15 protein-coding genes and 1 pseudogene are annotated in these 17,997 nt (G+C 47.0%); 13 read left to right on the forward strand and 3 right to left on the reverse strand.

What is annotated here, in order from left to right; translation table 11 throughout:
• Positions 1–54: 54 nt before the first annotated feature.
• The 11 genes from RSC70_RS00155 to RSC70_RS00205 all read left to right on the forward strand — a co-directional run bounded on the left by RSC70_RS00155 (position 55) and on the right by RSC70_RS00205 (position 12,345).
• Positions 55–318: a phage tail assembly protein T gene (locus RSC70_RS00155; RefSeq protein ID WP_051874090.1), complete on the forward strand. Its 264-nt coding sequence runs from the start codon at positions 55–57 to the stop codon at positions 316–318.
• On the forward strand, positions 302–3,376 hold the full coding sequence (locus RSC70_RS00160) for a phage tail tape measure protein (protein WP_332541254.1): 3,075 nt from the start codon (positions 302–304) through the stop codon (positions 3,374–3,376). The genes RSC70_RS00155 and RSC70_RS00160 overlap by 17 nt, the downstream gene beginning before the upstream one ends.
• A gap of 25 nt (positions 3,377–3,401) precedes the next feature.
• Complete coding sequence (locus RSC70_RS00165) at positions 3,402–3,758, forward strand: phage tail protein (RefSeq protein ID WP_095661694.1); 357 nt, start codon at positions 3,402–3,404, stop codon at positions 3,756–3,758.
• Positions 3,758–4,513: a phage minor tail protein L gene (locus RSC70_RS00170; protein WP_332541256.1), complete on the forward strand. Its 756-nt coding sequence runs from the start codon at positions 3,758–3,760 to the stop codon at positions 4,511–4,513. Before RSC70_RS00165 ends, RSC70_RS00170 begins: the two co-directional genes overlap by 1 nt.
• Before the next feature lies 1 nt (position 4,514).
• Entirely contained in the window at positions 4,515–5,225 is a 711-nt protein-coding gene (locus RSC70_RS00175) for a C40 family peptidase (RefSeq protein ID WP_332541257.1), read from the forward strand.
• A gap of 56 nt (positions 5,226–5,281) precedes the next feature.
• Positions 5,282–5,899 (forward strand): tail assembly protein, encoded by a 618-nt coding sequence (locus RSC70_RS00180; protein WP_332541258.1) that lies wholly within the window; start codon positions 5,282–5,284, stop codon positions 5,897–5,899.
• A gap of 143 nt (positions 5,900–6,042) precedes the next feature.
• On the forward strand, positions 6,043–6,345 hold the full coding sequence (locus RSC70_RS00185) for a hypothetical protein (protein WP_332541260.1): 303 nt from the start codon (positions 6,043–6,045) through the stop codon (positions 6,343–6,345).
• 82 nt (positions 6,346–6,427) lie between these two features.
• Positions 6,428–9,814, forward strand: a complete 3,387-nt coding sequence (locus tag RSC70_RS00190) for a host specificity protein J (protein WP_332541261.1) — start codon at positions 6,428–6,430, stop codon at positions 9,812–9,814.
• Entirely contained in the window at positions 9,814–10,110 is a 297-nt protein-coding gene (locus tag RSC70_RS00195; protein WP_131000384.1) for a hypothetical protein, read from the forward strand. Before RSC70_RS00190 ends, RSC70_RS00195 begins: the two co-directional genes overlap by 1 nt.
• Positions 10,111–10,113: 3 nt before the next feature.
• Positions 10,114–10,767 carry a hypothetical protein gene (locus tag RSC70_RS00200; protein ID WP_332541263.1) on the forward strand — a complete coding sequence of 218 codons (654 nt, stop codon included), beginning with the start codon at positions 10,114–10,116 and terminating at the stop codon, positions 10,765–10,767.
• Between the two features lie 45 nt (positions 10,768–10,812).
• Positions 10,813–12,345 carry a tail fiber domain-containing protein gene (locus RSC70_RS00205; protein WP_332541265.1) on the forward strand — a complete coding sequence of 511 codons (1,533 nt, stop codon included), beginning with the start codon at positions 10,813–10,815 and terminating at the stop codon, positions 12,343–12,345.
• A 300-nt stretch (positions 12,346–12,645) separates the two neighbouring features.
• On the opposite strand, the pseudogene recA reads toward RSC70_RS00205, so the two are convergent.
• A pseudogene (recA, locus tag RSC70_RS00210) lies at positions 12,646–13,674 on the reverse strand (recombinase RecA); the annotation flags it as partial.
• Positions 13,675–13,755: 81 nt separating this feature from the next.
• Positions 13,756–14,838, reverse strand: a complete 1,083-nt coding sequence (locus RSC70_RS00215; protein WP_282814746.1) for a tyrosine-type recombinase/integrase — start codon at positions 14,836–14,838, stop codon at positions 13,756–13,758.
• A 184-nt stretch (positions 14,839–15,022) separates the two neighbouring features.
• Here RSC70_RS00215 and pyrD point away from each other — a divergent pair, with 184 nt between their 5' ends.
• Both pyrD and RSC70_RS00225 read left to right on the forward strand, forming a co-directional pair.
• Entirely contained in the window at positions 15,023–16,033 is a 1,011-nt protein-coding gene (gene pyrD / locus RSC70_RS00220; RefSeq protein ID WP_040045924.1) for a quinone-dependent dihydroorotate dehydrogenase, read from the forward strand.
• A 185-nt stretch (positions 16,034–16,218) separates the two neighbouring features.
• Positions 16,219–16,767: a cell division protein ZapC gene (locus tag RSC70_RS00225; protein ID WP_332541267.1), complete on the forward strand. Its 549-nt coding sequence runs from the start codon at positions 16,219–16,221 to the stop codon at positions 16,765–16,767.
• Positions 16,768–16,836: 69 nt separating this feature from the next.
• On the opposite strand, the gene RSC70_RS00230 is transcribed toward RSC70_RS00225, so the two are convergent.
• Positions 16,837–17,940: a YcbX family protein gene (locus RSC70_RS00230; RefSeq protein ID WP_234618977.1), complete on the reverse strand. Its 1,104-nt coding sequence runs from the start codon at positions 17,938–17,940 to the stop codon at positions 16,837–16,839.
• Positions 17,941–17,997 lie beyond the last annotated feature (57 nt).

Below are 17,997 nucleotides of genomic sequence, written 5' to 3' on the forward strand. Positions count from 1 at the left end.
CGGGCATTTGCACAGCGTCTGGCTCATGAGTTTCGGCGCCCAGACTGGCGCCGTATGCTCAGTGAAATGAGCGCCACCGAGTTCTCAGATTGGGCAAATTATTTTGCGCTAACTCCGTTTAGTGACCAGTTACTGGATGCGGAGTTTGCCACGATGAAAGAGATGCTTGTGACCGTGTTCGCGAGTGGGGGCGAAATACGCGCTGAAGATTTTAGCCTGCTTTCCCAGCCAGAACGTGAAGAGGTTAAAACGGATGATGAACTTATGCTGATCGGTGAAGGTGCCTACGGGGGAGTTCGATATGTCCCAACAAATTAGCGACTTAGTTATTAATCTCGATGTAGATACTGCCACGTTTAAAGAGCAAATGGCGCGTATCCGTGGGCAACTATCAGGCATGGGGAAAGATGCAGATGGTTCATCGGATCGAATGCGTAAGCTGGTGGATAGTCAAACCAACGCAATCAAAGGGATGGGGGATACCAATGCTCGGGTAATGAGCGAGGTTAAATCTCAGCAGTCTTCTACGGCCGATACGCTCAAAAAGGATTGGGAAAAAGCATCCAAAGCGGTCGATGAAACTCACCGACGTGTCGCGGAGTTGAACCGAAAATTACAGGAGAGTCAGTCTCAGAGCTCGGCATTAGGTCGCGATCAGGATGCGCTGACGGCCTCATTTTTTCGACAAATTGATGGTACCAAGCAGCTGAGTAACGGGATGCAATCGCTTGGGCGCATTCAGGAACAGATCCGTGCCGCGCGGAAAAATGGCAACATTACCCAGCAAGACTATCTCACTCTTCTATCGCATTCTTCCGCACGTATTAAAGAAACGGCACTGGCAGAGGCGGAGGCTGGTAAGCAAAAAGCGCGATTTTTACAGCAGCTAAAATCTCAGGTTGTCGCACAGAAACTTTCTGGTACTGAGCTTTTGCGCTTCAAAGCGGCTCAAGTCGGGGCTGGTGATGCGGCAGAACTGTATATCCGCAAATTAGAGACAGCTAAAACAGCAACCCGCAACCTTGGCATACAAAGTGCGGCAGCGCGTCGTGAACTGGGTGTTTTGGTGGGGGAACTGGCTCGAGGTAACTTTGGGGCCTTGCGAGGGTCAGGCATTACCTTGGCGAACCGTGCTGGATGGATAGAACAATTGATGAGCCTACGCGGATTAGGCTTAGCCGCCGTTGTGGGAGGGATTGCAACAGCGGTCTATGTGCTGGGAAAAGCATGGTACCAAGGTTCAGAAGAAGCCGTGGCCTTTAATCGGCAACTGATTCTAACGGGTAATTATGCGAGTAAAACATCGGCTGAACTACAGTCTATGGCGAAATCACTGTCGGGCGGCGGTATCACTCAGGGCGCCATGTCGAGTGCGTTAGCCTCAGTGGTGGGCAGCGGTAGTTTTTCTGGCAATGCCGTTACGATGATTGCAGATACTGCCGCTAAGATGCAGGCCAGCGTAGGCCAGTCCGTGGATGAGACAATCAGGCAGTTTAAACGCTTGCAGGATGATCCCGTGCAGTCGGTTTTGGAACTGGATAAAACGCTGCACTTTCTAACGGCAACCCAACTCGAGCAGATCACTACACTGGCAGAGCAGGGACGTACAACGGATGCTGCTCGGATAGCGATGGACACCTACGCTAATGCTATGCGTGCTCGAAGTGCCGATATTAAAAATAATCTCGGAGACTTGGAGAGCGCGTGGAAATGGTTAGGCAATGCTGCATCCGGCGCGTGGGATCAGATGCTGAATGTCGGGCGTGAGAGCACACTAAAAGACAAGGTAGAGTCTACCCGCCAACAGCTCGAGCGAGCTCAAAAGGATCTAGATAGTCTGCAACGTGGGGGGGCGGCGGACTCCACGGGATATGGCTATGGGCGTAAAAATGACTCTCTGATCTCGCAGCAAGAGACTCAGCGGGTCAGTAGCCAAAAGGCGCTGGTTACCCGCCTGCAAAAAGAACTGGGTGAACTGAGTGAGAAATCCTATCAGGATTCAGTGACTGCAGCGCGAGCAGCCGCTGAGCAAAAAGAGCAGGAGCGACAAAAGCGCCAATTTCAAAGTGACCAGGATCTCAAGCGGCAGTATGAAACCTCGGAGGAAAAACATCAGCGTGAGATTTTGCGGATCAAGAATTCCTACGCATCACAGTCTGCAAAAGATGAGGCGGTTAAGCGTGAAAATGCGCGCTTTGCCAAAGAGCAGGCGAGCAAAGTGCGTAAAGGACCCCAGTATAAAGCGCCGGTGGGTGATAAGGCAGAGGAATCAAGCCAAGCTGATTTACAAGCGCTGCAGGCGCAGCTGGTGGTTCTGCAACAACACAAGGCGGTGACAGATGTTATCAGCCAGCAGCGCAAAGACTTATGGAAATCGCAGGCGCAATTCGCGGTATTAGAGGCCGCTGCGACTAAGCGCCAACTCACCACGCAGGAACAATCGTTATTAGCCAGCAAGTCGAGTGTATTGGCATATAAAGCCCGCGTTGCCGCGGTAGGTGACGAGGTTGTTTTACAGGAGCGATTAAATCGCCTCAATGATCAGGCCGATAAGTATCTTCTTCAGCAGCAAACTAAGCGGGACGCATTGCTGGCTAGCCAAACAAAGTCCAGCCGAGAGGTGCAGCGAGGACTCGAGCGCTCTCAACTGCTTTCAGGTCAGAAAGATAATCCTCGTCTCAATGAAATGCTAGATGCTCAGCGAAAAACGTGGGAGCAAGAGGACCAGTTGCGATCGAATTGGCAGGCCGGAGGGCAAAAAGCCTGGGCGGATTATGCAGATGCAGCAACAGATGCTTATAGCGTGATGAAAGATGCCGGAGGGCAAGCACTGACCGGTTTAAGTTCTCAACTCACCACCTTTTTGACGACGGGTAAAGCAGACTTCAAATCCTTTACCAGTTCCATTCTCAGTATGTTGACTGAAATTCTCGTAAAAATGGCTCTAGTAAATGGCGTTAAATCCTTGGCTGGTGCGATGGGATGGGGCGGCATTGAGGCCAATGCAAAAGGCGGGGTGTATTCCTCCGCAAGTTTGAGCGCATACAGTGGTTCGGTTGTCGATAAGCCGACGTTTTTTGCATTCGCTAAAGGGGGCGGTGTCATGGGAGAAGCTGGCCCTGAGGCTATTTTACCTTTACGCCGTGGCGCCAATGGAAAACTAGGTGTGGTTGCGGGAAGTGGCGGCGGCGGAAGCCCCGTTTTCCATAATACCGTTATTTTACAAAATGACGGATCAGCCACATCTAAGTCATCTGGTGGCAATGAAGCTGTGAGCAAAACCATGATGAAAATGCTCGATCAGTTTTGTCAGGACAATATTAGTAAATCCCTTCGTCCGGGAGGACAGCTTTTTAACGCGATGAAAGGTCGTTAATCAGCGTATTCATTGAGGAACGCTCATGGCAATTGAAACTTTTATGTGGCCTACACAGATCGCAGGACAGCCCACGACGGAGTACGCCAGAACAATACGCGAGGTGCAATTTGGTGATGGATATAAGCAGGTATCTGAAAGTGGCATTAACTCAGAGCGGATAAAGTTTTCTTATTCTTTTCGTGGCTCTCTGAGCGTGGCCATTGCGATCCGTGATTTTTGTCGTCGTCACTGTACTAAGGCATTTATTTGGACGCCTCCGCATGGTGATAAAGGGTTGTACATTATCAGCGCAGATTCAATCCGATTAATTCCTAACGGCAAAACGCAAGCAACAGTCTCGGCGACTTTTGAGCAAACCTTTTCAGCTGTGGAGGTCTAATGTCACTACATAGTGATTATCAAAAATTGGAGCCGGGTAATACAGTTCGTTTGTTTGAAGTCGATGGCTCCGCATTTGGTTTGGATGAAGTATTGCGTTTTCATGCTTATAACCTGTCTCATACGCCGGAAGAAATCACTGCGGCTGGTGGGGATAACGCTAAGCTCGCCGCAAAATCTATCTGGTGGCAAGGAAAAGAATACGGTGCATGGCCTTGCCAAATAGAAGGATTAGAAATGGCGACGAGTGGTAGCACAGCCCAGCCTACATTGACCCTTGCTAACTTAAACGGTTCGATTACTGCGCTTTGTCTACGCTTTGAAGATATGGCGCAGGCTAAAGTGACTATTCACGACACGCTGGCACATTATCTCGATGCAAATAACTTCCCCGAAGGCAATCCTACCGCAGATCCCGAGCAGGAAAAAAAGCAGGTTTACTATATCGACCGTAAATCACTCGAAAACGATGAAACCGTTGAGTTTGAGCTGGCGAGCCCTGCCGATTTACGTGGCCTGCAAATACCGACGCGCCAGATCCACTCGCTGTGTACATGGTGCTCACGCGGTTGGTACCGAACGGGTAAAGGGTGTGATTACGTGGGCACGCGCTACTTTGATGAGAATGGGCAGCCGGTTGATGATCCGAGTCAGGATAAATGCGGTGGGTTACTCAGCGATTGTCAAAAGCGGCATGGTGAAAACAATCCGGTGCCGTTTGGCGGCTTTCCGGGTGCAGCACTGATAAGGCAATAGTATGAGAGAGAAAACGATACAGGCTATCGTGGCCCATGCCGCAGAGGTTTATCCGGCTGAATGCTGTGGCGTGGTGGCGCAGAAATCACGCGTCGAGCGTTACTTCCCCTGCCGTAATATTGCGGAAAACCCAACGGAGCAGTTTCATTTATCTCCCGAGGATTATATTACAGCAGAAGAATGGGGAACCGTAACGGGGATTGTGCATAGTCATCCCGATGCCACTACGCAACCGAGTGAGCTGGATAAGGCGCAATGTGATGCGATGGCAATACCGTGGCATATCGTGAGTTATCCGGAGGGGGACTTGCGCACTGTTATGCCACGTGGGGAATTGCCGCTGGTGGGTCGCGCTTTTGTGCTGGGGCATACCGATTGCTGGGGGCTGGTTATGAGCTATTTCCGGCAAACGCATGGCATTGTGCTCAATGATTACCGCGTTGATCATCCATGGTGGGAGTCAGGAAGCGAAAATCTCTATCTTGATAACTGGTACGAATGCGGTTTTCGTGAGTTTAGCGGTCCACCTAGACCGAGTGATATGGTGATTATGCAGGTCTCAGCGCCGGTCGCGAATCATGCCGGTATTCTGCTAGATGATGGGATGCTATTGCATCATATGTACGGCATGTTGAGCCAGCGTGTTCCCTACGGTGGGTACTGGAAAGATCGAACTGTGAAGATAGTCAGGCATATGAGTCTATCTAATTAAACGAAAGCTACTGATCCCCGCTTTAACTATTAATATATGAAATATATGGAGCAACTATGGCATTTGTAGAAATTCCTCTTCGTACGCTACGTTTTCATGGCTCATTGATTACTGAGTTTGGGCGTGAGTTTAAATACCGTGCTCATAATGTCCCTAAAATGGTGAGTGCTGCTAAAAATCTGATACCGAACTTTGAAAAATATCTACTTGAGGCGCATCAGAGAGGTTTAACCTTTGCTGTTTTTGTAGGTAAGCGAAGCGTTAGCTTAGAAGAAATAGAAATGACTAAGGGGAGTGAGACCATTCATTTAGTGCCTGTTGTTATAGGTAGTAAGCGCGGCGGGTTATTCCAAACGATCCTTGGAGTGGCGCTAATTGGTGCGGCGATGTTAACAGGACCTGCCGGTTTTGCTGCATTCTCGGCAGCTGGAACATGGGGCGGAGCGTTAGCATTGACGGGCGCTTCTATGGCCCTAGGTGGAGTAGTTCAAATGCTTTCTCCACAACAATCAGGCATTCGCATGCGACAAGATCCAGACAATAAACCTAGTTACGCATTCGGTGGGCCAGTTAATAGTACAGCTCAAGGAAATCCTGTATCTATTGGCTATGGGCAGCGCGAAATAGGCGGCGCTATAATATCCGCTGGGATATATACAGAGGACCAGCAATAAATTAACTTTCTTGTTCTTTATCCATTCTATTTTTCAGGATACTCTGCATACGATTTGATACAGTAAGCAGTAATATTTAGATTGGGATATGAACAATGAGAATAATGTTAGTTTTTTTTGTCACAATAATGCTCGCGGGATGCATGTCTACGCCGAATGAAGCTAGAGAAGGTAAAGCTATATTTACGTTGGAAAGCAATAAAACATCCAATGATTTGGCATCATGTATTTATGAAGGGTGGACTAACACTAGAGCTTTATTAGAACGAGACAATACTACACATACAGAGCGAGGTGTTGAGCGAATAACTGTTTTTACTTGGCATGATACGATGTTTGTAGACATTACTTCTGGAGAGAAGAGCAAAGCTGCGTTTTATAAAACTGTAGGTGGAGCGTATGTTTTAGCCGATAACCGCATAGAAGTTATAAAATCATGTGAGTAGGAAATAGACTAATTCATATACGTTATTAAACACACTTGTTATTGAAATAACCCGCTACGGCGGGTTTTTTTATGGGTGAAATATGATAAACGAGATTAAAGGCCATAAAGGTGGCGGTGGTAGTGGGCATACGCCTGTGGAATCACCCGATAGTATCCAGTCGATGGCCATTGCCAAAATATTGCTCGCATTGGGTGAGGGGGAATGGGCTGGTGGCCTTGATGGTACCAATATCTTCCTAGATGGAACGCCGCTCACTAATGAGGACGGTAGCTCGAATTTCGAGGGGGTAAGTTGGGAGTTTCGCCCCGGCACCCAATCGCAGGAATATATCAAAGGTGTCCCTGCTGTTGAGAATGAAATCACCATTGGCACCGAACTTAAGAGCTCGGCGCCGTGGGTGCGTGCGGTTAACAATACCCAGTTATCTGCAGTGCGTTTGCGGTTCGGCTGGCCTGCATTGCAGCAGCAAAAAGATAACGGCGATGTGAACGGCTACAAAATTGAATACGCTATCGATGTGGCCACGGACGGTGGCGCATATCGCGAGGTGCTCAAATCTGCGGTTGATGGTAAAACGACAACGCTTTATGAGCGAAGCCACCGTATTGACTTACCCATAGCGACAACCGGCTGGCAGTTGCGTGTTCGCCGTCTCACCGCCAACGCTAATAGCGGTCGTATTGCCGATACGATGAATGTTGAGGCTTACACTGAAGTTATCGATGCCAAATTACGCTATCCAAACACTGCGCTGCTCTACGTAGAATTTAACGCTAAGCAGTTTCAAAACATCCCTAAAGTAACATGCCGACCCAAGATGATGATTGTCAGAGTGCCGGATAATTATGACTCGGTGACGCGACAATACTCTGGTGTCTGGACGGGCGGGTTCAAGTGGGCATGGACTGATAACCCAGCATGGGTGTTCTATGACATCCTGATCTCTGATCGGTACGGTTTAGGCCAACGCATTGACTCCACGCAGGTGGATGAATCGGAGCTTTATCGTATCGCGCAGTATTGTGATCAACTGGTGCCCGATGGTCGCGGCGGTGGAGGAATGGAGCCGCGCTTTAAGTGTGATGTGTACATTCAGTCGCGTGAAGATGCGTGGACCGTTCTAACGGACTTTGCCGCGATATTCCGCGGTATGACCTGTTACGGGCAAAACCAGATAGTGACATTGGCAGATATGCCGCGAGACTTGGATTATACATATACGCGCGCCAACGTTATCAATGGGAAGTTTGCCTACTCAGCCTCGAGCGAACGCACACGGTACACCACAGCCATGGTGGGATGGTCAGACCCAGCCAATCATTATGCCGATGCTGTCGAGTCTGTGTTCGAAAATACATTAGTACGTCGCTATGGGGTGAATCAGACCGAGATCACGGCCATTGGTTGTACGCGACAAAGCGAGGCTAATCGCCGTGGCCGTTGGGCATTATTGAGTAATAGCCAAGATAGAACGGTTGAGTTTTCCGTTGGACTCGATGGTTTAATCCCGTTTCCGGGGCATATTATTGGCGTTGCCGATCAGATGCTCTCAGGGCGAGTCATGGGAGGCCGTATTAGCAGCGTTGAAGGGCGAAATGTTCGCCTTGACCGCGAGCCAGACATTAAGAGCGGTGACCGCTTGATCGTTAATCTACCTTCCGGTATCAGTCAGGCCAGAACGGTGCAGTCGGTAAATGGTCGTCTCGTCACTGTAACAACAAGCTACAGTGAAACTCCGCAGGCCGAATCAGTATGGGCAGTTGATGCTGATGAACTCGCTGTGCAGCTCTACCGCGTTGTGAGTGTGGCAGACAACAACGACAACACATACACCATCGTTGGGGCTTACCATGACCCGGACAAATATGCGCGGATTGATACCGGCGCACGCATAGACGAACGTCCCATTTCTGTTATTCCTCCGGGTGTTCAGGTAGCACCAGAAAATGTTCTCATTACCAGCTATTCAAGCGTCAACCAAGGTATTGCGGTGACTACGCTGCGTGCAACGTGGAACGCGGTGAAGAATGCGATCGCTTATGAGGCTGAGTGGCGAAAAGATAACGGTAACTGGGTATCAGTCCCGCGCACGTCGGCACTGGGCTTCGAGGTTCCTGGTATTTACGCGGGTCGTTATTTGGTGCGCGTTCGTGCTATCAACGCCAGTGATATTTCATCGCTATGGGCTAGCTCGTTAGAAACTGAACTTAAGGGTAAAGAAGGGAAGCCGCCGCAGCCGGTTGGTTTCAAAACTGATCCGCTAGTTTTTGGCATACAGCTTTCGTGGAATTTTCCTGAGGGAGCGGAAGATACCCTTAAAACTGAGATTCAATACAACGATAAAAACGCTGAAGACGGAGCCATGCTTCTATCAGATATTCCGTATCCCCAGCGCGGCTATCAGCAGATGGGCCTGAAAGCAGGACAGTCTTTCTTCTATCGCGCTCGATTGGTAGATAAGACGGGGAATCAGGGTGACTGGATTGAGTGGGTTCTTGGTGAGTCGAGCACCGATGTTGAATGGATCGCCGATGAAGTTAAAAAAGGGATTGAGGAGTCCGATGTATTCAAAGAGATCGACAAAAATCTAGTTGATTCGAATGCTCAGCTTCAATCCGCAGCCGATGCTGCAATACAGAATGCGCTGGCAAATGATGCCGATGTGCGCCGCTGGATGGTGCAGAACGGCGACCGTAAGGCGGAAATAATCGAAACCCAGCAACTTGTCGCTGATGAAACAGAGGCAAGAGCAACGGCAGTTACTCAGTTAAAAACGCAGACGGATAAAACAAGCTCAGATTTAACTGAGTTCCGCGAAACCGTAGCAAAAGATAATGAGGCTACAGCGCAGAAGATTACCCAACTCAATTCAAAAACTGATACCACTAATAGCAATATCACTGCCTTAGAAAAAACCGTTGCAGATAGTGATAAAGCCTTATCGGAAAAAATAACCGGCTTAACATCGACGGTCGGAGAAAACACGGCGGCTATTCAAGTTCGCGGCCAAACTATCTTTAACAAAGATGGAACGGGTAGTTCCGTTTACAGCATGGGTGCCGGTATCACGTATAAAGGGAAATATTATGCAGCCGGTTTGTCAATTGGGGCCGAAGTAAACGCGGCAGGGACGGTGAGCACACGTATTTTAGCCAGTGCTGATCAATTCGCTGTGTTAAATCCTGCCACTAACGGGTATACGTTGCCATTCTTCATTCAAGGTTCGCAAACCTTCATTGTTTCCGCGCTCATCCAAGATGCATCTATTACTAACGCCAAAATCGGTAGCTATATTCAGTCTAACAATTACGTCGCGGGTAAGTCTGGCTGGCGCATCGATAAGAATGGCGTGTTAGAAATGAACTCGGCGTTACCAGGCGGCGGTCGCTCCGTGTTTGATTCGAATGGTATTGGTGTATATGACCCAAATGGCGTTAGGCGTTTTGCAGCGGGGTATAAACCTTAATGGGAAGTTATGGTGTTTTTGTCTACAACGAAAAAGGGATTGAAACGAGTGCCATTGATGGGCGCTCTTTTTTTCTCGATAGCATTATGATTACTAGTGCAAATAGAAATGGGAGTAAAAGCTATCCGAGCGTAGATTTGAATGTATATAACTTAACTTATGCCGTGTCGGGATCAGGTGGCGCGATAGGCGCATATATTCATCCCAAAATAAGCGGAAATACAATTTCATGGACAAGCATTGCTTCCGATGCTTCTTCATCGGGGTATATCTTTATTTGCTTGGTGGAGAAATAGGCTATGCCATTTTACGTTGAACTGAAAAATGATAAGGACAGGACAATATACGATACAACCCTGCGCAATTTTTCGCTGATTTCTCGCCAGCGTGTCATTGTGCCTCCGGCAGGGCAAAGCCCGTTAATCATTAACATTCCAAATCCCCAAACTACGATCCCTTTTGTTCGAATAGAGGGCGGATATGAAGCGAATGTGGCTTTGCTAGCCTCTGTTTCTGGCTCTCAGGTAGGGCTCATACTTGCGCCGCCGCCGTCAGGTGCTGCTGTCAGTAAACCCGCTATTGTATACCTGATGGGGGTTGGGACTACCGGTATTGCGCCAGAGTATGGGGCAGTCATTAGAAATGAGGCTGGCGCCGTTGAATGGTCATCGCTGGATAATCCACTATTTATTCGAACCGTCGCCATTACAGATGCCCATGCAATGCCAAATACCAGCATTGTTGCAGGCCGTTCGATAGCTGTTTGCCCATCAATCACCGGAACGATAAAGCGTAACGGTGGTAGTGCGTTTAGCGTGATTACCGGTTTTTCTGATGGCTTGCGTGCGCAGGCTTTTGGAAACTTCGGCGGCTCCGGTACGTGGTCTTGGAATACATCGCTTACACCTCGGCTCGATTATCAGGTTTATATCGAAACAGCTTACATGGATTAAATCTTAATAACCCGCTTCGGCGGGTTTTTTATTGGAGCAAATATTATGTCTTTATACACGACAGGCACGATCACGGGCGCATTGAATGCAACCACTATTACCGGCACCGGCACAAAGTGGAGCGATGCGAAGGTCGGCATTACGAATGGCTCCGTGCTGTTTGTATCCTCTAATGCAGGGGTTGATGGCGTTTATCAGGTTAAGCGTGTCATCAGCGATACGTCGATAGAACTGGCCCAGCCAATCTATAAAATGTTCACTAATTCCAAATATTCGATCTTGGTGGCAGAGTCCGCCAGTACAGCGGCATGGGCTAATCAACTCGCGGCTACGCTTGGATACTATCAAGCGCAGATGGACGGCTGGCAGCAAATTATGACCGGAACGGGCGATATTGCACTTACTGCGCCGGATGGCACTAAAGTAACGATTAAGAGCTTTACAAAGATGTCTGAGGACATCGATAAGAAGCAAGATAAAAGCGATATTCTTACGGATCTTTCTAAATCAAAAGATGCGGATGGCGTTCGCGAATACCTCGGTTTAAGCGCAACCTTAAATAAAAATACACAAGCTGGAACCCAACATGGATGGGCAGCAGGTAATTTTGACGATAACTACTATTCTGTTTTTGGTTTCAGCAAACATAATACTGTGTCGGCTAAAAAATCATTTAATGATATGCCCGCCAACTCTTCATGGTTCGGATATCAAACATCGGAAAATCCGCCAACGCCAGCGTTCAATGGTATATTTGCTGACTTTGCGGGTTCTAGTGAAAGCTACCGAATGCAACTTGGGGGAAAGTACACATATAACAATGGGAGATGTTTATTCTCATTAAGGACATTGGATGGTGATCATAATTCATGGAATCCTTGGGTTGTCATGTTAACGTCTCTGCCATCGTCATCGAGCCCAACAAATACGAACGAGAATCCGCTCTATCCATCATCAGCGTTTGAGGGGGTGATTGAGGCTGTTGGAGTACAGGAGAATGTTTCTGATACATTCGGCATGCTTAGAGTTCGCAATAAAAATAATACGGTAATGGGATCTTGTTACAACGAGCGTGGTGGTGATTGGACTCTTGCTGTTTCAACGAATGGTATTTCTGGGACAGAAAAATATTACCAATTTTTAAAGACAGGCCAATTTGTATCGCCGGGCAATATTTCATGCATATCCCTAACTCAAACATGTGATAGAGATGCAAAATACGATATTGAGACTATCGACGACCCACTCTCTAAATTAGATAAAGTTAATGGGTATACCTACAAATTTAGAGATACAGATTTACCTTCGGCGGGAATTATTGCTCAAGAGTTTAAAGAGATTCTTCCTGACATAATAAGCACTAAAGCAGAACCAATACCACAATACAATGAAGATGGCGATTTTATCGGTCTTAAAGCAAATGATGATTTGTCTAACTTAACATATGGTGTTGAGCCTATGGGGGTGATTGGTTTTCTGGTCGCAGCCTTAAAGGCTGAGAAGTCGGAGAGGGAAAAGTTGAGTAGGGCGTTAGCGGATTTGAAGGGAAAGGTTGATCTGCTCTTGAGTAAGGAATGAGTTCGCTAGCATTTCATAAGTTTGCGCCGGAGCGTATGCAAGACTCCGGCGCAGTGACAATACCAGTGGATCGCTAATGCGTTTAAGTGATTCAAATGGATATTGTCAGGCGCGGATTGTACGGAGTAAAACTAAGAAATCAACGAGAATCAATGGGATATTTTATTGTGTGTAGATACGGGATTTCCCCGTATCTACCTCAGAAAAGCAGCCTTAAATATCGGTAAGTTCAACTTCTTCATCGGCGGTACTTTCTACAATCTCCTCACCAATATCACTAGTGACAGGGAGTGGTTTCGCAAGAACCAGATCTCTGATTTTTTGCTCGATCTCTTGCGCTACCTCTGAATTCTCCGCTAAATACTTCATCGCATTAGCTCTACCTTGCCCAATCTTCCCACCGTTATACTCATACCACGCACCAGCTTTACCAATGATTTTAAGCTTTACTCCAAGCTCAACGAGCTCGCCTTCATGTGATATCCCTTGCCCATAAAGGATCTGGAATTCAGCTTGACGGAAGGGCGGTGAAACTTTGTTTTTAACCACTTTAACGCGGGTTTCATTGCCAAGAACTTCGTCACCATCTTTAATCGCACCAATACGTCGAATATCAAGACGAACGGAAGAATAGAATTTTAGTGCATTGCCACCAGTGGTCGTTTCTGGATTCCCAAACATTACGCCAATCTTCAAACGAATTTGGTTGATGAAAATCACCAGACAGTTGGCATTTTTAATGTTACCCGTCATTTTGCGCAGAGCTTGAGACATAAGGCGAGCCTGTAGACCTACGTGAGAGTCCCCCATCTCGCCTTCGATCTCTGCTTTAGGTGTCAATGCAGCAACTGAATCGACAATAATCACGTTCACAGCACCAGAGCGGACTAAGGCATCACAGATTTCTAATGCTTGTTCGCCTGTATCTGGCTGAGAAATGAGCAGCTCATTTGTGTTTACGCCGAGTTTTTGTGCATAAATTGGATCGAGGGCATGTTCAGCATCGATAAATGCGCACATCTTCCCTGCTTTTTGCGCCGCAGCGATAACAGATAGAGTAAGTGTGGTTTTTCCTGATGACTCAGGTCCAAAGATTTCAACAACACGACCCATAGGCAAGCCACCAATACCAAGAGCAGCGTCTAGAGTGATTGAGCCGGTAGATATAGCTTCGATATCAAGAGTTTTGTTATCTCCCAGACGCATTATGGAACCTTTGCCAAATGCTTTTTCAATTTGACCAATTGCAGCGGCCAGAGCTTTAGCTTTGTCGTCTTTGTTTGTTATCTGGGCTACGTCACTAGTGGATTTTTTCTTTATATCTGCCATGTTATCGCCTCTCGTTAATAACTGTTTATTTACACAGTATATGTGTATTCATACAGTGTTGTCGAGAGGGATTGTTTTTTATTAAAGCGGTTTTTTTTGCAGAGCATCAAATTTTTCATGGAGTGATTTAGGGTATAGCTCAGTATATACCTGCCATAAAACGTTTAGAGTTCGATGCCCAGTCACTTGCGCTACTTCTTCGATGCTAAATCCCGCTTCAAATAGGCGGCTTGCACCTTCTCTACGTAAGTCGTGATAGCGCAGATCTTCAATGCCTAACTCGTTTCGAACGTCCCTATAGACCAGCGTAATCCCCTTGGGGGGATAAGGGAAAATTCTGTCATCACTTTTTGGTTGCCGCTGAACAATTTCCCATGCTTCACCAAGTAAAGGTACCATCATGTGGTTACCTTCTTTTTTACGTGGATCTTTACGGTCGCGAACCAATACCGCCTTTTGTTCTTCGTTAATATCATCCCACCGAATGGCACAAACTTCCCCAACGCGCATACATGACAGAATTGAAAACATAAAGATATCGTCGTACGGAATACCCTTATAGGATCTTTTGGCGCGGTCGCGCATTCCATCGTAGAGCCTATCGAACTCTTCAGCTGACGGCCTACGACTGCGACGTTTAGATTGTCCAGTTACTCCCATGCTCGAAAGAGCTGATCTAGCAACGCTCAAACTATCTAGGTTCACGTCAATGTCAAAGAGAGGCTTTGCGGCAGATAAAACAGAGCCCATATAGGCTAGGTCATGAGAAACAGTGGCAGGTGATGCGCCAGAAGCTGATCTGAAGCGGCAGTGCTCAATAAACGTATTTGAAACGATGGAGGATAGAGGTACGTTGGAGATCGCAAACTTTTGCAGTCTAGTGAGAACATCCAATTTATCTCGCCCGACTTTTTGCTTTATATTGGGGTGCTCTAAGTAATCACGGATTAAATCACCAATTGTTTTAGAGGACCGGGCATCAGGTATGCCATTGGTTTCAATTTCCTGAACCATGCGAGCGCCCCAGCTTTTTGCCTGAGCTTGACGCGCAAACGTTTTACTTTCTCGGAAAAGATATTTACCATTTTGCCGAACACCAACAGTACAGCGATAACGTGGTGTTCCATCGGCTCGCTCTCTTTTCTCAATACTAAAGTACGCCATTTGAAAACCTTGGGGTGCAGTGTGGGGTGCTGAGAGTAAAAAAATATACTAAAACGTCGAAAAATGTACAGAAATAATGAAATTGAAATGATGGATAAACCTGCTAACACGCTGAATTAATACGATAATATGATTTATTGTGAAGAATACAGCTCAGACTTGCCACCGGGACTCAGGAGATACCATGCTTTACCCCTTCGTTAGAAAGGCACTTTTCCAGCTCGATCCAGAGCGCGCGCACGAATTCACCTTTAAGCAGCTTCGCCGTATTACGGGCACTCCGCTGGAGTTTCTGGTTCGTCAGTCAGTGGCTTCTAAGCCGGTAACATGCATGGGATTATCTTTCAAAAATCCGCTTGGCCTTGCTGCGGGTTTAGATAAAGATGGCGAATGTATCGATGCGCTAGGCGCAATGGGATTTGGATTCATAGAGGTTGGCACCGTAACGCCTCGCGCTCAATCAGGTAATGATAAGCCACGTTTATTCCGCCTTGTTGAAGCTGAAGGCTTAATTAACCGCATGGGGTTTAATAACCACGGGGTTGATAATCTGGTCGAGAACGTCAAAAAATCTCATTTTGGCGGCGTGTTAGGGATCAATATTGGCAAGAATAAAGATACGCCGGTTGAGCAGGGTAAAGACGATTATTTAATCTGCATGGAAAAGGTTTACTCCTATGCGGGTTACATTGCGATAAATATCTCCTCACCAAATACGCCGGGTTTAAGAACCTTGCAATATGGTGAAGCATTAGACGATCTATTAACCGCGATAAAAGCAAAACAGATCGAGCTACAACAGAAACACCATAAATATGTTCCTATTGCGGTGAAGATCGCGCCAGATCTTTCTCATGAGGAATTGATTCAGGTCGCAGATAGTTTGGTTCGCCATAATATAGATGGGGTTATTGCAACGAATACCACCTTAGATCGTAAATTAGTTAACGGCTTTAATTACTGCGATCAGATGGGCGGGCTTAGCGGACGTCCTTTACAGCTGCACAGTACGGAAATTGTGCGTCAGCTATCTAAAGAGTTGCAGGGGCGCTTACCGATCATTGGTGTTGGCGGGATCGACTCCGTTATTGCAGCCAGAGAAAAAATAGATGCCGGTGCTTCATTGGTTCAAATCTATTCAGGTTTTATCTTTAAAGGACCTGGTCTGATTAAAGATATCGTTAACTACATCTAATTATTTGCCTGCCTATTTGCCTCGGGGGTTTATTTCTTCTCCGGGGTAGTCTATATTTCAACCGTTCTGCCAATTAATTGTCCAAACGAGTCACGCTAATTTAATCAACGCATGATTTGGTCGTATTAATGACACGGGCAACAGTCGAATCACGATCCTGATGGTCGATGCAGAAGAGGGATGTTATGAATATAAAACCGGGCGATAACTGGCGCTGGTATTTTGATGAGGAACACGATCGTTTGATGTTGGATTTAGCCAACGGAATGATCTTTCGATCCCGCTTTGCGGCCAAAATGCTGACGCCAGATGCTTTCGAAGAATGCTCATTTTGCGTTGATGATGCAGCGCTCTATTACCAGTTTGAAGAACGAAGCCGCCAGACGGGATTAAAAAAAGAACAATGTGCAGAATTAATACTAAATGCATTAGTTGCGCAGCGTTTTTTGAAACCGCTAATGCCAAAAAGTTGGCACTTTGCCCCACAGTCTTGCTCAGTGAGTCCGGCATTAGGTGAAGTGGTTGCAGTGCAGGTTTCCAATACTGCTGAGCAGGCGCGTTTGCTGGTGGTTGAGTCTGGAGATAGTGCCAGTTTATGTCTTTTAGCCCAGCCTTATTTGCAGCTGGCAGGTAAAGCGATGCAGCTTGGCGATGCGATTAAGGTTATGCACGACAGATTAATTGCCGTACAGCCATCCGCTGACGCTGAAGATATTTTAGCCTACGCCGTTTAATATATGCGGGCAGTAAATATCCCGCATATTTCTATTATTAGAACGATAGCTATTATAGCGAGACGACGACTAGGCTAATTTGATATCGCTTTTGGGAATGCAGCTACAGCTAAGAATGAGACCATTCTCGCCAACGGCGCTTTTCTTCAACGGCGTAACTTCCCCTTCGTTTAGCGTTAATTTGCAAGAACCGCATAATCCAGCCCGACAAGAATAGGGAATTCGGATACCTTGAGCTTCAAGCTGTTCTAACAGTATCTGCTGGTTGTTGCCGGTAAATACCTGCCCTTGATATTCAATTTTGACGCTTTTTTCCCCGGTATCGGGTACTGATAGAGATTCGTTTGTTTCTCCAGCCGAATAAAGGCGAGGGGGACGAATGCTGAGTATTTCAACGCTATCCCCTTGACGAATAACCCCACCGTTGCGCGCGATCATATTCATACCGAAATCCACATCACCATTGTCTGCGGTGCGGAATGATTGCAAGGTTTTTAACGGTTCACCTGCGGGATGTTTACGCCCACGGTCGGTGCTTACTGTGGTCAGAATACAGCGGCTGCATGGTTTGACTAAATCAAAAATAATTTCGCCGATGCGGATAACCTGCCAGCTATCTTCATCAAAAGCTTGAGCGCCGCTAATGACGATATTCGGTCTAAACTGTTCAATACGAATGGCACTTGGGCTGCGCTGCTGTAAATTCTGAAACGAAGCTTCATTAATTAATAAAAAAGGATAGCCGTCGGCAAACGTCAGCGGAATTTCTGGGTGACGTTTTACACGCCGACTGAGTTCATCACCTAACCAACGAAGCTGTACCTCTCGCTTAAAATAACGGCTAAGCCATACGTTTATCTGAGTAGGCGCAACCAGCGCGGTAAAATGATTACCCCAAACTTCGGTGGGTTGTTGCTCATTAATAAAGTCGCGCCATAACACCATAATACTTTCACCGTCGGGCGCGGTGAGAGCTATGCCATTCGGTAATAAAGACGGTGTGAATGTCACCATCTGTGGATTTTGGCGAGCGGTAATAAAGGTGCCGTCAGTTTCAGTTATCATTAACGCACGATCAAATGCTAAACCACTTGGCAAAACCTGAGCCTGTGAAAGCTGTAAGCCACGCATGGATTTTATCGGATGAACATACAGCTTTGATAACGTGATCATTTCAGCACTTCCTCGTTCCGTCGTTTTAAAAGAATTTCAGCCGATCACTTTATGATA

Origin of the sequence: Hafnia sp., assembly GCF_036648275.1 — a bacterium.
Lineage (GTDB): Bacteria > Pseudomonadota > Gammaproteobacteria > Enterobacterales > Enterobacteriaceae > Hafnia > Hafnia alvei.

Bases quoted from the DNA above. Each gene is read 5' to 3' on its own strand.
- RSC70_RS00155 (WP_051874090.1), top strand. From the start codon at position 55: ATGCTCAGTGAAATGAGCGCCACCGAGTTCTCAGATTGGGCAAATTAT.
- RSC70_RS00160 (WP_332541254.1), top strand. From the start codon at position 302: ATGTCCCAACAAATTAGCGACTTAGTTATTAATCTCGATGTAGATACT.
- RSC70_RS00165 (WP_095661694.1), top strand. From the start codon at position 3,402: ATGGCAATTGAAACTTTTATGTGGCCTACACAGATCGCAGGACAGCCC.
- RSC70_RS00170 (WP_332541256.1), top strand. From the start codon at position 3,758: ATGTCACTACATAGTGATTATCAAAAATTGGAGCCGGGTAATACAGTT.
- RSC70_RS00175 (WP_332541257.1), top strand. From the start codon at position 4,515: ATGAGAGAGAAAACGATACAGGCTATCGTGGCCCATGCCGCAGAGGTT.
- RSC70_RS00180 (WP_332541258.1), top strand. From the start codon at position 5,282: ATGGCATTTGTAGAAATTCCTCTTCGTACGCTACGTTTTCATGGCTCA.
- RSC70_RS00185 (WP_332541260.1), top strand. From the start codon at position 6,043: ATGTCTACGCCGAATGAAGCTAGAGAAGGTAAAGCTATATTTACGTTG.
- RSC70_RS00190 (WP_332541261.1), top strand. From the start codon at position 6,428: ATGATAAACGAGATTAAAGGCCATAAAGGTGGCGGTGGTAGTGGGCAT.
- RSC70_RS00195 (WP_131000384.1), top strand. From the start codon at position 9,814: ATGGGAAGTTATGGTGTTTTTGTCTACAACGAAAAAGGGATTGAAACG.
- RSC70_RS00200 (WP_332541263.1), top strand. From the start codon at position 10,114: ATGCCATTTTACGTTGAACTGAAAAATGATAAGGACAGGACAATATAC.
- RSC70_RS00205 (WP_332541265.1), top strand. From the start codon at position 10,813: ATGTCTTTATACACGACAGGCACGATCACGGGCGCATTGAATGCAACC.
- RSC70_RS00215 (WP_282814746.1), bottom strand. From the start codon at position 14,838: ATGGCGTACTTTAGTATTGAGAAAAGAGAGCGAGCCGATGGAACACCA.
- pyrD (WP_040045924.1), top strand. From the start codon at position 15,023: ATGCTTTACCCCTTCGTTAGAAAGGCACTTTTCCAGCTCGATCCAGAG.
- RSC70_RS00225 (WP_332541267.1), top strand. From the start codon at position 16,219: ATGAATATAAAACCGGGCGATAACTGGCGCTGGTATTTTGATGAGGAA.
- RSC70_RS00230 (WP_234618977.1), bottom strand. From the start codon at position 17,940: ATGATCACGTTATCAAAGCTGTATGTTCATCCGATAAAATCCATGCGT.